Origin of the sequence: Anabaena sp. FACHB-83, from assembly GCF_014697485.1 — a bacterium.
Lineage (GTDB): Bacteria > Cyanobacteriota > Cyanobacteriia > Cyanobacteriales > Nostocaceae > Nostoc_B.
The window spans coordinates 141,267-154,846 of sequence record NZ_JACJRY010000008.1; the positions used below are offsets into that span (position 1 = coordinate 141,267).

Genomic DNA, 13,580 nt, shown 5'->3' on the forward strand with positions numbered 1-13,580 from the left:
GACGCAGAGGCGCAGAGAGGATGAGGAGATTGGTTTTGATTAGTTAGATTTAGAGTCTGCGATCGCGCCATAATCCAATCTTGTAAAATTCCATTGACTAACGTTCCCCTTCATCGGCGGCTATTAGTTTTTATATCACCACCAATGATTTTTGACCGTCCGTTGCAAGGGGGTTGTTATGCTGCGATCTCTGACCGACTGATTCTTAACATTTGATTCCCGCCTTTTTGAAACTCATAAGCAACAGATTGAACTTCTACACTACAACCTTTATTAGATAAATCTTCCAAAATCGGTTTAAGGTACGAGGATGGTTCACCATCAAGTTTAAGCAATGGGAAAATCCTAACCTCTGAGGCAATTCGCAGAAGTTCATGAATCGAAGCAACATGAAAATCAAGTGATAACTGTTCTGAATACAAGAAGAGTAAATGAGAGCATACGCATAACTCAAATTGGTCATCAACAAATTCTAGGCTTGGCAAAGATTGATATAAATACCGCCCTGAAGTTTTTCCAAATTCATAGTCTAATAAAAATTTCTCCATTGCGTTGAGACGCGCCTTGCCAAGCTCATCAGCATTTTGGAAGTTCTTCCATATATAGTGACTAGAGTTTTGCTTCACCTGCGAAATGACTGGCTCATAAGTAGCTCGAACACGCTGCTCAATTTGTTCGGCAGAAAATTGATAAACCGGATCGATAGACACAACAGAGTGTCCTAGCTCAGTCATCTCAACATTGAAACTAGCTGGGCCATCGCCACATCCAAGAATTTTCGCGTTTAAATCTGTTTCTGACAAACTAAACATCGACTTGTATTCTTCTAGCGTTCTGCCCCAAGGGACAACTTCATCGAGCTTCATTTACAAATCTCCTCAAGATATTAGTATAACTATTTGTTATACGGGATCTTTCCGTATAATCTTTTTCTCAGTCCTAATATATCAAGCATCACAGCGAACTCCTGTTGGAATATATGGAAAACTTCTTTTTTACATCCTTATTTGGGTATTACACCGAATTTTTCGGTATAACTATCCTTCAGGGGAGGGGTATACAGAATTTTTCCGTGTATCCCTTGGTGTTATCCAGGATTTTTCTGTACAACATCCCTAACACTCAAAGGAATTGCTTGAACAAACGCAGTATGTCATCCGATTTATCTTACGAATAAAGATAAAATTAGTGCCTAAGTTTATACCGATCGCCTGTTAGTTATAGGACTTACGCAGACTCTACGATTTCTTGGCGTTCTCGGCGACTTGGCGGTTCGATAAATCAAGCTTTTGGGTGATTTTTGCGTAAGTCCTAAGTTAGATTTTAAAGCTTGCGATCGCGCCCTAATCCAATCCTGTAAAATTCCATTGACTAATAACGTTTATGCTGCTCTAAAACTTGCTAATCAAATTGTCATACTCTGCATGTGTTCCAATCCAAAACCAGGAAATACCATTTTCGACTTCAACACCCAAAGCTCGGTAACTTAACCCTGCACGAACTGACCAATACTTTTTGCCCAACTTCTTGAAATGCAAGGACGGATGAGATGGGTCAACTTTGAGCAACTCATAGCATTCATCTGCTGATTGCTGAACACTTTCAGGTAAGGCGTTGTAGCATTGCCAAAACCGTCGCGTTGTATAGTGCATTAAATTTCTCGACAATGCCCTGCTTCAAACTCAGCGATCGCTTCTTGAGCAAGTGCCTCTAATTTACCGTCTTCGATGTCTTGCTCTATCTGCTCGTCCCAGCGTTCGTAGTCTAAATCAAGAAACCACAGTCTTAATTTCTCAAACTCACTTGATGGCAACGAAAGGATTGCCGCTTCGATTTGCTCCAGATTGGACATAGCCCTTTGTACCTCTCTAGCCTTGAGAAAATTATAGCTTTCCCGGAAAGGTAGAGTACCTTCACCCGCCGCTAGTAATTTCTCGGACTCGACGAACAGACTCTGTACGGTCTGTGTTCAACGGCATTGTTAGACCGTATCGACTTTGCGAAGTTTGACACTACCGCCTTCAAAAATCTGCATCGTTAGCTGATAGCCTTCCATCAATGACATTCCAACAAGCGGTTCTGAATCAGCTTCGTCTACTGGGATTGTTAGTAAGGCGCTATCCCAGACTACAACAGCTTCGTAAATGTTGAAAACACACTCACTGCCATCTCCAAGAATTGCCCTTCCTCGTCTTTTCCATTTCAAGTTTAACTCAGCGATCGCATCTGGAGGCAACGACAGCCAACCATTGAAACCTGTATCTACGATCGCATCTTTCGTAAAAACTCTGCCATCAAAGCGACGAATTGAAAGTAGAATAATTGGTTCAAATTCTGCATTGACTACTCCAGTAATCATGCAGTTCTCCGAGTCCGTCCGCCAAACCGACGAACGTGACGAGAGCCAATACGAACTATCCAAATTTGAGCATCTGGGTGACGGGTTTCCAGGCGATCGCAAGCTACAATTTCACTCTTGTCAATTTCAAAGTCACCAGTTTCGAGATCAATCGCTACAATTTTGCCGTCATTCCCAGCCTCAACTTGAGGTTTTATCTGAGTTTCATAGATATAATCACCTCGGTGGGCAAATTCCTCTTTACTGTAGCGGGGTTGTCGTACTGTCATCGTTCCAATTTTCGGTTTGTCTATGGCTTTATTTTAAGCTGATACCGATCGCCTGTTAGTTAGATTTTAAAGCTTGCGATCGCGCCCTAATCCAATCCTGTAAAATTCCATTGACTAAAGGTAGGTGTCCGTCAGGGTTGCGGCAGAATTTAGAGAAACTCAACTAGCAGATTGAATCAAACATCCCTTGCACGGATTTGTTAGATTTAAATTGATTTAAGGTCGTCCCCATTCTAGTTTTTGAATCAAATAATTGCCAGATTCATTTGCAACTACTACTATCACAGCTTCAGTATTTACTTCTCCAATAACTGAGACGTAAACCATAGCACTATCTGAGTCATTATCTGGTAAGTGTGTTTCAACTGAATCTATAGACATTGCACTTGCAGGTATTTCAAAATAGTCAACCATTCCTTCATAAGTCTCTTTAAGGAGAGAGGGAGTCCATTCATCACAAATTGCAGATCCTAAATAAGAATGAGCCTTTTCATATTGATGATTCAGAAGAGCTAATGAAAAATTTAAGGCAACTTGCCCATATGGTGTCTCTAGCTCTTCTTGACTGACTCCGTGTATCATCTCAATCACTCAGCTTAAATAGAGAATTTAATTATTTTAGGGCTTACGGAATAACTCTCTCAAACTCTTTTAACTTCGTGTCTTAGCATCTTTGGTGGTTTATTGTTTCATTATTTTGTGAAGAAATTGCTTAAACAAATACAGTATTTATAATTCATCAATTGTCACCAACCCGCCTTCTGTAAACTGAATCACTAGCTCCTGGTCATCCAGCAGTGCAGTTCCAAGCAAAGGTCGTCTTCCTGTAGCTATGACAAGTACTTCTCGTTCTTCACCATTGCAAAGGACAGTTGCCTCATAAATTGGAAGCAAAACTTCAGCGTTATCTGCCAAATTTGCAGAGGTCTAAATGTTAAACCCATCAATGAAACCGCTTCCGAAGGAAGACAGAGTTCCCCAGTGAAACCTGTATCGATGACAAACTCAATCGCTATGCTTGAACCATTCTGAAGCAGAAAGGTCAGTGCGACAGTGGCGTGTCTATCTGTCACAATTCCAGAAATCACTTCTGAATTCGCTCCATGACCCCACCAAATGAGACAGCCACGTTGTAGCCAATACGAATACCAAAGAGTCGGGCGTTTGGATGTTTCTTGCTGAGATTCCGGGATGCTTGCAGCCCAGTTTTATCAACTTCATAATCCCCTGTTTCAATATCGATGATGACCATCTTACCGATGTTTTCGTCAGTTTCGACTTTTTGACGGATTCCACTCCCGTACAGTTGCTTTGCCCGACGTGCAACTTCTTCGCGGCTTAAAAGAATGGCTTGCATACGCTGGTTCTAAGTCGTTACTTTAACTCTTTGAACCTCTCCATAATACCTTACAAAAAATCGCCTGTTAGTTAGATTTTAAAATCTGCGATCGCTCCTGTATCCAATCTGATAAAACTCCATCGACTAACGGTTCACTTGAGCAGCTACAATGAATGTCAAACTCAGCATCAAAATCTTGTGTTAGTCTGCTTGCAGCGAATTGTTATACGGCTGAGTGTTTACTTGACTATGACTTTCAATGTATTGACGCAAGATTGAGTTGATTAACGTTTTGTATTCACCATCTTGAGCTTGAAACCACTTCAACACATCAGGTTCAATCTGAACTAACTGCTGTGCTTGAGTTGCAGGAATTCCTATATTCCACTGTGAACATAATCTATTAATTTGATCGCCAACCTCTTGCATACTTGTGTAACCAATGGAACGTAGATGAAACAAGCTAAGAATACTCCATACTGTGTACTTACAAATTTTAGAAATATCAGCTTCGTTAATCACTCGGTTGGCTAAATAATTCATACCTCGATGAATGATATCTGAGCGTTTGTCATAGAGCTTCGTCATATTTTTATACACTTCCTTGGCATCTTCAACCCTTATAAACTCGTAGCCACTAAAAGCATTGAGCGTTGCAACCCCTTTCGCTAAAGCGTGTGTAGGTTTTTCAGTTCCAGTAAATATACACTCCAGTGCAGTCCAGTATTTCAGAAAAGACACATCTAGATCGACTTCATTTTGGGCTTCACCTATCCAGTAAATTGCTGTCAAAATACATCCTTCTAACTGCGTTTGAGAGGAGGCATTAATAATTGTAGAGAAGTCATCTAAGAAACCATTAGAAGATAAATCTTCAAGTCGGTTTTTATTTATGGAAAAGATTTGTAGAGGTTTATGACCGCGACCAGAAGCCAAGATAATGGTATTATCTTTATTTCTTCTAATCAAAGTTATTTCGCTATTACCATATACTTCAAATGCAAGATTTATTTTTATCATTTGCTCTGAAACTCTATCATTTATAAACAAACAGAGTATATATCTGAAATAGTTTATTAACTCTCGTGCTTGCCTATAAGCTTTTTTATTAGCAGTATCAAAATCCCCATAAGCAGTAGATTTTATGCACAAGCGATTCAGGAAGTTTTTATTAAAAAAATCTCGGATATGTTCTAATACTCCTGGGTTCTGCGAATCATTTTCTCCCAAATAAGCCGCAGTCATCTGATCGCACAGTGCTTGATTAAAAGCAAAGATTTCAACTTTACCATAACTGATTTTATCAAGTTCTTCTAGCGCCAGTCCTTCAACTGCAAAGAAGAAGTCAAAATAACTGACTTTATCCTCAATAGAATTTTGAATACTTTCTAACACACTGGCAAACTCCCTTTTGCTGTTTGGAGCTTTGTCTCTATTAGAAATTTCTACTTCTAATTCCTTCTTTAGAGCAGTATAAACTGTTTCATAAGAAGCTATTCCCTTCAACTCAGGAGCCTCATAAATTCTGTTAAAAACTTCATTAAATGCTGTTACTGCATTTTCTAGTAAGATCCAGTCTCGAAAATCAATTTGTAATCGGGCTGCAAATTTATCAAAATTATTGTACTCCTCAATACTGGTTGGAATGCAGTAATTTTTGTTTTTATTTTTGCTGTTTACTAACGTATTCCAATTTTGTGTAGCTGCATTGAGATCACCTTTACTTAGCTGAATTTTCATAGATTTTAAAATGTGTGATCGCTCCTGTATCCATTTTTAGGAAATTTCATTCAGCGTGACTACTTCTATTGATACTTCAAACTGTCCAATCTTCGATTATTAACCCCGACACTTTACCAAAGTCTTGATGATTGCGAGTTAACAAAATCAACCCACGACTCAGGGCAATTGCCGCGATTCTTGCATCCATCTTTGCCAGTTTAATACGTTGTGTTTGCAATTGGTCAAATTTCGTAGCTGCACCCGCATCAAATGAGACGAATGGTAAAACTTTGAAATCGCTGACGAGTCGCGCCATGATATGGTATCCCTTCACTACATCATTCAGATTACGAGCGCGATTAATATAAGCATGACTTCCAAGCATCTGTTCCTGAAATGTCACAATTGATACAGCAAAATCTGATAGTGGGTAGTGAGCTATGCGCGTTGAAAGGTTAATGTAATCTTGCCCTGCTTGTCGCTGAAGAATACTCAGATGATCTGTATCCAACAAATATCTCATAGCTCATCTTGTGCTTCGAGCAAAGACTCCTCTCCTTGTCGAATTGCTCGTCCGTAAGCAAGTACCTCTTCAAAAGCAGGTTCATCCTTGAAAGAACCTGTAATTTGTTGCAGCCAATTCATCGGTTGAGGAACCGCAATTTGCTTCTGCAATTCAGCTATCGCCGCTTCTATTACTGCAAGCCGTTCTTCTAAAGAAGTTTTAGCTGCCATTTGGGTTTCCTAATGGTTACTGATTATAAGGATAATGAGTTAGAAAGGCTTTGACAATCTTTCGGATATCGATCGCCTGTTAGTTGGATTTTAAAATGTGCGATCGCTCTTGCATCCAATCCTGTAAAATTCCATTGACTAACGGTTACGCTCACCAAACGCAAATAACCTCGGTAACTCAACCGATTAACTTGTTACGTTCTGGTGCAGCTTGATTGTTAGGCACATTTTATACTAAACTCTAACAAGTTCCATTAGTGGTTCAAAAGAATATAGGGCTGGTCTTCTTCCAGATGCTTCTTCCAGTGTCGTAAGAAGATTTTTTTCCAGAAGTATTCTAGTGAATCTTGCAGCAGTGGCAGGTGGAATACCACTGTTAGTTGTGAATTTATTGTTCCTGAACACTGGATTTGTAAATACGAAATCAAGCGCATTTAGACTCCATTTTGAGGATAGATTTTCTGAAAATATATTTTTCATTTTTTCGTATAACTGACTTATATTTTCCGCAATTTCAAGATTTTTAATTGCCTGTTGTTCAATTGCTTCTAGAAAAAAGTTACTCCATCCTTCCCAGTCATTATTTTCAGAAACATTTCGCATAGCATTTATATATAAACCTTTGTTTTCCTCTAAATAACCACTAATGTAGAAATGCGGCTCTGATATTGTTCCAAAGAACCATAGCATTAACGTAATTAACATTCTACCTATGCGTCCATTGCCATCCTTAAAGGGATGCAATGCCTCAAACTCAACATGCGTTATAGCAGTTTTTACTAATATTGGATGCTTGCTGTGTTCAATATATTTAAATAGTTCATCCAACCCATTTTGTAGCTTTTCAGGACTAATTGGAACGAACAATATATTCCTTTTTAATGTGTCTGCTATATAATTTTGCTCTTTCTTAAATTCACCAGGTGACTTTGATGATCCTCGACCAAACCATAACAACCTCTCATGAATCGTTTTTATCAAGAATAGAGAAAGAGGATAGCCGTCTTTCATCATTTTCTGAACTGACTTTAGTGCTCTTTGATAAAGTAGAGTCTCAATAACTTCCGATCTAACATTTGGGGAAATTTCTAATTTGTCATCATGATCTGCTTCGTACTTTAGAATCTCATCCATTGTACTAACAGTGCCTTCCATTCTTGAGGATATAACGGCTTCTTGGTTCCTTAGAGGTGCTAAGAGTATTTCACTATTGTGCATATTCTTTAGCATCTGGTCATATCGAGCTACTGCATCAGTTGCTTTCACTAATGACGCTATAAATTTTTCATAATCTAGACTACCCGGTGGAAATTTACCGTAGTGGTAGTTTACTGCATTATCTAAATTGAGTTCCACTGCTCTACAACCCCAGTCGCTTTGATTTGACGTTAATATATAAGCATATATTAACGTCAAATAATATAGATATCAATATTTATTAAAAAATGAGAGACAAGAGGACTAGACATGAATGGATTTATCTCAAATAGCTTTGTCTATCATTTTCCTCCGCTTCTGAGAGACAAGAGGGCTAGACATGAATGGATTTATCTCAAATAGCTTTGTCTATCATTTTCCTCTGCTTTTGAGAGACAATGGGGCTAGACATGAACAGGCATAATCTTTAAAACCGCAACTCTCTTTGTCTGAGAAGTGTTGCTTGTGTGTTTAACTTTCCTGGTCAGCAGTTACTGATCGCCTGTTAGTTAGATTTTAAAACTTGCGATCGCTCTTCTATCCAATTTTGTAAAATTGGGTTGACTAACTCTGGTGCTTCATCTTGGGGGCAATGTCCTACTCCTTCTAAGGGAATGAATTTTTCTACTGACGGGTAGTTAGCTAAATCTCGACCTAAATTTACTGGTTCCCAAGGGTCGGCGGTTCCCCATAAAATAATTGTTGGACAAGTTAATAATGGCAGTAAGTCTTCTGGTAACGGCCCTGTGGAGTATGAGGTAAATGCCAAAAACACCGCCACAGCACCAGGATCTTTGGCTGGCGCGGTGAGAATATCGACTAATTCATCTGTGACTGTCTCTGCATTGATATAAGCTTGCAGCAAGATTTTTCGCACGGTTTTGGGTTTGGCGACTTGATTAAAAAAGAATTGCCCAATTGGTTTAATAGATAATACCCTTTGTAAAATTGGCGCACCTACACGCCGAGTCCAAGGTAAGGTGGCGCGTTTGCGATCGTGTAATAATCGCAAGGAACAGTTAATTAATGCTACTCCCAAGGCAATATCCGGCGAACTAACTGCGGCTTGCATCGCTACAATGCAGCCAATGGAATTTCCCACTAAAAAAGCTGGTTCACCTACCACTTCCCGACAAAAGTCTGCTACTTGCTGTCCCCACATTTCTAAGGTGTAGGCAATTGTTTCACCCGGCTGAGGTTTGGCTGAAGCACCGAAGCCAAGCAAATCTATGGCATAAACCCGACAAGTTTGGGCTAATACTGGGATGTTTTTACGCCAATGCCATCCAGAAGCGCCAAAGCCATGCACTAAAATAACGGCAGGCCCGGTTGTGCCTTGAGTTTGGTAGCAAATTGGGAAGCCCTGCCATGTCCAAGTTTTTGCGGTAAAAGTCGTTGTCGAAGTCTTCATAAAAAATCTGTATTTTTATTTACTAATTTTAATATTTCGTAATATTTTTCGTGAGTTATCTTAAATTGTAGAAGTAATTTGTAAAGATTTTACAATTAGAAAAATAAAAACCAAGATAAAATAGTAACTATCTTTACTTTAAAATAAGTATAAAGGCTGGATTAAATTTATTTGGAATTGAGTCAAAGTTTTGATAAATATGAGTTGTGACAATTACTCACTAATATCTAGATTGTAATATTTTTACCAACGGTTTTATATTCAGTAGTTTTACAATTTACGGTTTCTCGGTTGATCTCTACAATCATTTGGTATCGAGCATCGGCATCAGGTGGTTGGCTGCCAGAAAAATGACGCTAAATTTCACCTAGACTTTTGTTCCTAGTTCCTTCTGGTTCACGAAGATGACAATACTAGAAACAATTTATACTCCTGTTGGGGGTTATGCCCCGGATTTTGAACTGCCTGGAACTGACGAAAAAGTGCATCACCTCAGCCGTTATTTAGACAAATTTCAGGCGGTTGGCGTTGTTTTTATGTGCAACTACTGTCCTTATGTCAGTCTATATTTAGACAAGCTCAAAAAAATTCAAAGGGAATTTGCCGCCAGTGGCTTTACCCTGATTGGGATGAACGGCTGTGATACTCATAATTACCCGACAGAAAGCTTTGAACAAATGAAAGCTTTTGCCGAACGTCACCGTCTAAATTTTCCTTACCTGTGGGATTCGACTCAAGATGTTACCCGGAGTTTTGGCGCGATTACAACGCCGATGGCTTTTTTAATCGATAGTCATGGGATGGTGCGTTATAAAGGAAAAATTGACAGTGATCCGCAAGCACCGTCATCTTTTAGAGAAGATTATTTGCGAAATGCGATCGCTGCTTTATTTAAAAATCAAGCAATTAACCCCCAAGAAACAGAACCAGCAGGAACTACATTGATTTGGCGCAACTAGACAGAGATAGTCATTGTGCTGCTATCTTAAATTGGAGGCAATTGCAACTTTTTCGATAAAGCGTAACTTCATGGGAACGAATTACCGACGGGTTTTACTCAAACTAAGCGGTGAAGCCTTAATGGGCAACATGGGCTATGGTATTGATCCAGAAGTGGTCAAAGAGATAGCACAAGAAGTAGCAGAGGTGATAGCCACTGGCGTTCAAATCGCCATAGTCGTTGGCGGCGGCAATATTTTTCGTGGCGTAAAAGCGGCATCGGCGGGGATGGATAGGGCAACGGCTGACTACATCGGTATGATTGCCACGGTAATGAATGCCATGACGCTACAAGATTCGCTAGAACGAATAGGTGTACAGACGCGCGTACAAACTGCGATCGCCATGCAAGAGTTAGCAGAACCTTATATTCGTCGTCGCGCCATCCGTCATCTTGAAAAAGGGCGGGTGGTAATTTTTGGCGCTGGTTCGGGAAATCCCTTCTTTACCACTGACACGGCTGCGGCATTGAGAGCCGCAGAAATTGATGCAGAAGCGATTTTTAAAGCCACCAAAGTGGATGGAATATATGATGCTGACCCCCAAATACATCCTAACGCCAAACGTTTTACTAGCCTGACTTATGCACACGTTTTGACACATGATTTGCGGGTAATGGATAGTACTGCGATTGCCTTGTGTAAAGAAAACAACATCCCAATTCTGGTATTTGACTTAACGGTGCGAGGTAACATCCGCCGCGCAGTCATGGGAGAATCAATCGGCACCCTTGTGGGAGGTTCTTGTGAAATTAGCTGAAGCTGAGAGTACGATGCAAAAAACTGTTGAGGCAACTCAACGGGCATTTAATACAATTCGCACTGGTCGCGCCAATGCCAGTTTATTAGATAAAGTGACGGTGGATTATTACGGTTCACCAACACCCTTAAAATCCCTGGCGAATATTAGCACGCCAGATGCAACAACAATTCTGATTCAGCCTTACGATAAAAGCAGTTTGAACACTGTTGAGAAAGCAATTTCCCTTTCGGATGTGGGCTTAACACCCAGTAACGATGGTTCTGTGATTCGGCTAAATATTCCGCCGTTAACTAGCGATCGCCGTAAAGAACTGGTTAAAATTGCTGCTAAGTATGCTGAAGAAGGTCGTGTAGCGATTCGGAACATCCGCCGTGATGCGATCGATGCAATTCGGAAGCAGGAAAAAGCTTCAGAAATTTCTGAGGATGAAGCTAAAGACCAACAAGATAAACTGCAAAAACTCACAGACAAATACACTGCTAAAATCAGCGAATTGTTAGCAGAAAAAGAAAAAGACATCTCAACTGTCTAAAGTCTGAAGTCTGAAAAGTCACGCCACGGAGGGAGCCAGGAAACTCGTCCAACGCAGTGGCTCCCCCTTGTCTGTTTTTTCCTATCTCAAATAAAACTGCTATATATCAACCAAACCAATGAGATGCAGCCAAATTTGGATCAACTGCTTCTGGGATATAGCGATGAAGATTCTGTGCTTGTTCACCTAGAATTTTTTCAACACCTTGGCGAATAATTGATTCTATGTGTAGTGTACTTTCTAAAGAACGACACATAGATTCTGAACAAATAAATTTTGGTTTTTCCACCTCATCAACTGTAATGTATTGATTAGGAATTCTACTTAAAATATAAGCAATGAGATTTTGCCGCATATCAGGATTGGCAAAGGCTTCTTGATAAGGATGATGAGGGTAAGTTTCTAAAATTCCTTCAAGTTCTTGAAGAACTAATCTTATGGTTAGATTTAATAGGGTTTTAGTCATTTTAAATCGCCTCTCTTGAATGTAGCTTTATGATCATGAGTCACCAATTTATCAAGGTGATTTTGTAAATTAATAGAAAGAATTGATGCTAAATTGCGGTCAAATATATGGGGCTCGGATTTAATTTCTAAAAAAGCCAGCAGATTCCTAGATCAAATTTCAACAGTGAGACGAAATTAAGCCTAAATTGATAGTTTGTTGGAGAGCTTTTTCAAAAGTGATTCCTTGTTTAGTAGCAATATATAAAAGTACTATTGCTGCTGAACGGATGGAATCATCACAATGAATTAAAGTTGGTTTTGGCGATTTGTTGATTACTTGAAAGATATCAAGTGCTGCTTGATGATTAATTTCTCCAAGATTAGTAGGAAAATTAATGTACTGTAATCCTAACAACTCAACTTTTTCTTTTTCGTTGTCTAGTGAGCTGGTTTCATCGGGCGATCGCAAATTAATTACAGACTGGTAGCCCTCCTCAGCTAATTGCTTTAACTGATCTAAGGTAATTTGTCCTGCGATCGCTAATTCATCGTTAATTTTCCTAACAGTAATCATGTTCGCCGCCTTAGTTGAGTGGGGCGACTAAGTAAATCGCCCATTTATCCTTAATGCCTACGTTTATTGTTAGCAATATCACCTTCAAATGGTTGAACTCCCGTTTCTGGGTAGTTATCATCTCTGGGGCTAAAAATTCTACTAGCTGCACCTGAGATATAGGTGACAACTTTTGCTATACCATCTGTAATTGTTTTGATAATTTTGCTAATAGACATATATTTTTCTCCTATTTGATTTTGATGTGAAAAACTTTAGTAAATGCTTTATTTAAATTTTCTTCTCACCAATTCTGACTTTTAGTAGACTTAATCGTGGTTGGCCTCATTTTCTATGGCTAAACATCTCTCTAATAGGTTAATTGTGTCGAAATTACAGCATTTATCTAAAAATTGAATGGTGTCATAATTCCAGAGGCGTTCTAAATCCTCGTGTATGTGGTAAAGTTGCCAAAACTTAAATGGGTTGAATAATGTCTTGCATCGGAAAAGTGGTTGGTTAAGGAAATGCCATAAAATAATAAAATTCTTCAGTAAAAAATTATGATTTTTTGCCATAGTAGTGCAGGTTGAGATATAGATGAAACAAAACAGTAACTCAAGCAATCAAGAAATCGTAAAATCTTCGGCAAATTGTCGCCTTGTAATTGGTTGTCGCAAAATTAACCCTTCACCACCAAGTGGATGATCTATATCGATTGGTTTGCCTGCAACCGAGACAAAAACTTTAGCTGTTGGGTCAATACTAGTAGCAGTATAGACAACCTGTGCTAAACGATAAGCCATTGAAGTACTACCACCACCTTGACTAAACTCTGACGAGAGATTGAGATAAATTCCAGCTTGAGTCACTCGTAAATCTAATAATTTTGTACCTGGGGGAATTGTGGTACTTAAGTCAGCAGTTTTAGGAGTTGTTAATAGATGAGTGAAAGCTAATTTTAAAGCTGCTTCTGAGGTTAGTCCGGCTTTTACTTCTACAGGTTGAGGTACTAGATGAATTTGGTTGTTGTCAAATTTTAACCAGTAAGTTTGCGGTTGTATTGCTGCTACTGCTGGTGCAGATTTTGAGGCAATAATTACTGCTGAATTATTGGCTTGGGTTGTAGGATTGGTGATTTGCCGACTCCACCAAGTAGTTCCTCCAAATAGTGCCAAGATAACTAGCGCCGAAGCAGCGATCGCTTCTCCTCTATATGCTAAATAGTTGCGTTGGGTTTTCATAACGAACTCCT

The 13,580-nt window shown here is 39.4% G+C and carries 21 protein-coding genes; 3 read left to right on the forward strand and 18 right to left on the reverse strand.

Features of this window, described 5'->3' with window-relative positions:
• Positions 1-176: 176 nt before the first annotated feature.
• From H6G79_RS12655 to H6G79_RS12715, 14 genes are all read right to left on the reverse strand, one after another.
• Positions 177-866, reverse strand: a complete 690-nt coding sequence (locus H6G79_RS12655; protein ID WP_190591067.1) for an SAM-dependent methyltransferase — start codon at positions 864-866, stop codon at positions 177-179.
• A gap of 525 nt (positions 867-1,391) precedes the next feature.
• Positions 1,392-1,652 carry a hypothetical protein gene (locus H6G79_RS12660; RefSeq protein WP_190591068.1) on the reverse strand — a complete coding sequence of 87 codons (261 nt, stop codon included), beginning with the start codon at positions 1,650-1,652 and terminating at the stop codon, positions 1,392-1,394.
• Complete coding sequence (locus H6G79_RS12665) at positions 1,652-1,852, reverse strand: hypothetical protein (protein WP_062297026.1); 201 nt, start codon at positions 1,850-1,852, stop codon at positions 1,652-1,654. Before H6G79_RS12665 ends, H6G79_RS12660 begins: the two co-directional genes overlap by 1 nt.
• A 129-nt stretch (positions 1,853-1,981) precedes the next feature.
• Positions 1,982-2,359 (reverse strand): clan AA aspartic protease, encoded by a 378-nt coding sequence (locus tag H6G79_RS12670; RefSeq protein ID WP_190591069.1) that lies wholly within the window; start codon positions 2,357-2,359, stop codon positions 1,982-1,984.
• A complete protein-coding gene (locus H6G79_RS12675; RefSeq protein ID WP_190591070.1) occupies positions 2,356-2,628 on the reverse strand; it encodes a hypothetical protein in 273 nt (90 codons plus the stop codon). The genes H6G79_RS12670 and H6G79_RS12675 overlap by 4 nt, the downstream gene beginning before the upstream one ends.
• A 216-nt stretch (positions 2,629-2,844) precedes the next feature.
• Complete coding sequence (locus tag H6G79_RS12680; RefSeq protein ID WP_191049357.1) at positions 2,845-3,210, reverse strand: hypothetical protein; 366 nt, start codon at positions 3,208-3,210, stop codon at positions 2,845-2,847.
• Positions 3,211-3,357: 147 nt separating this feature from the next.
• Complete coding sequence (locus H6G79_RS36700) at positions 3,358-3,543, reverse strand: hypothetical protein (protein ID WP_242048302.1); 186 nt, start codon at positions 3,541-3,543, stop codon at positions 3,358-3,360.
• A gap of 169 nt (positions 3,544-3,712) precedes the next feature.
• The gene (locus tag H6G79_RS12690; protein ID WP_190591074.1) at positions 3,713-3,985 is read right to left on the reverse strand and encodes a hypothetical protein; all 273 of its coding nucleotides are present in this window, start codon (positions 3,983-3,985) and stop codon (positions 3,713-3,715) included.
• Between the two features lie 183 nt (positions 3,986-4,168).
• On the reverse strand, positions 4,169-5,707 hold the full coding sequence (locus tag H6G79_RS12695; protein WP_190591076.1) for a HEPN domain-containing protein: 1,539 nt from the start codon (positions 5,705-5,707) through the stop codon (positions 4,169-4,171).
• A gap of 76 nt (positions 5,708-5,783) precedes the next feature.
• Positions 5,784-6,212, reverse strand: coding sequence for a type II toxin-antitoxin system VapC family toxin (locus H6G79_RS12700; protein WP_190591078.1), 429 nt, complete (start codon positions 6,210-6,212; stop codon positions 5,784-5,786).
• The gene (locus H6G79_RS12705) at positions 6,209-6,424 is read right to left on the reverse strand and encodes a hypothetical protein (RefSeq protein WP_190591080.1); all 216 of its coding nucleotides are present in this window, start codon (positions 6,422-6,424) and stop codon (positions 6,209-6,211) included. Before H6G79_RS12705 ends, H6G79_RS12700 begins: the two co-directional genes overlap by 4 nt.
• Positions 6,425-6,447: 23 nt before the next feature.
• Positions 6,448-6,579: a hypothetical protein gene (locus H6G79_RS37310; RefSeq protein ID WP_277877239.1), complete on the reverse strand. Its 132-nt coding sequence runs from the start codon at positions 6,577-6,579 to the stop codon at positions 6,448-6,450.
• A 79-nt stretch (positions 6,580-6,658) separates the two neighbouring features.
• Complete coding sequence (locus H6G79_RS12710; protein ID WP_190591082.1) at positions 6,659-7,780, reverse strand: Fic/DOC family N-terminal domain-containing protein; 1,122 nt, start codon at positions 7,778-7,780, stop codon at positions 6,659-6,661.
• A gap of 346 nt (positions 7,781-8,126) precedes the next feature.
• Positions 8,127-9,032, reverse strand: a complete 906-nt coding sequence (locus H6G79_RS12715) for an alpha/beta fold hydrolase (protein WP_190591084.1) — start codon at positions 9,030-9,032, stop codon at positions 8,127-8,129.
• A gap of 404 nt (positions 9,033-9,436) precedes the next feature.
• Here H6G79_RS12715 and H6G79_RS12720 point away from each other — a divergent pair, with 404 nt between their 5' ends.
• The 3 genes from H6G79_RS12720 to frr all read left to right on the forward strand — a co-directional run bounded on the left by H6G79_RS12720 (position 9,437) and on the right by frr (position 11,325).
• Positions 9,437-9,991 (forward strand): thioredoxin family protein, encoded by a 555-nt coding sequence (locus H6G79_RS12720; RefSeq protein ID WP_190591086.1) that lies wholly within the window; start codon positions 9,437-9,439, stop codon positions 9,989-9,991.
• Positions 9,992-10,061: 70 nt separating this feature from the next.
• Positions 10,062-10,790 carry a UMP kinase gene (pyrH, locus tag H6G79_RS12725; protein ID WP_062297013.1) on the forward strand — a complete coding sequence of 243 codons (729 nt, stop codon included), beginning with the start codon at positions 10,062-10,064 and terminating at the stop codon, positions 10,788-10,790.
• Positions 10,777-11,325, forward strand: coding sequence for a ribosome recycling factor (gene frr, locus H6G79_RS12730; protein ID WP_190591088.1), 549 nt, complete (start codon positions 10,777-10,779; stop codon positions 11,323-11,325). The genes pyrH and frr overlap by 14 nt, the downstream gene beginning before the upstream one ends.
• Before the next feature lie 106 nt (positions 11,326-11,431).
• Here frr and H6G79_RS12735 read toward each other — a convergent pair whose 3' ends face one another.
• The 4 genes from H6G79_RS12735 to H6G79_RS12750 all read right to left on the reverse strand — a co-directional run bounded on the left by H6G79_RS12735 (position 11,432) and on the right by H6G79_RS12750 (position 13,569).
• Positions 11,432-11,791 (reverse strand): hypothetical protein, encoded by a 360-nt coding sequence (locus H6G79_RS12735; protein ID WP_190591090.1) that lies wholly within the window; start codon positions 11,789-11,791, stop codon positions 11,432-11,434.
• 159 nt (positions 11,792-11,950) lie between these two features.
• Positions 11,951-12,346 (reverse strand): beta-lactamase hydrolase domain-containing protein, encoded by a 396-nt coding sequence (locus H6G79_RS12740; RefSeq protein WP_190591092.1) that lies wholly within the window; start codon positions 12,344-12,346, stop codon positions 11,951-11,953.
• Positions 12,347-12,396: 50 nt separating this feature from the next.
• Positions 12,397-12,564 carry a hypothetical protein gene (locus H6G79_RS12745; protein WP_190591094.1) on the reverse strand — a complete coding sequence of 56 codons (168 nt, stop codon included), beginning with the start codon at positions 12,562-12,564 and terminating at the stop codon, positions 12,397-12,399.
• 387 nt (positions 12,565-12,951) lie between these two features.
• A complete protein-coding gene (locus tag H6G79_RS12750; protein WP_190591096.1) occupies positions 12,952-13,569 on the reverse strand; it encodes a GerMN domain-containing protein in 618 nt (205 codons plus the stop codon).
• Positions 13,570-13,580 lie beyond the last annotated feature (11 nt).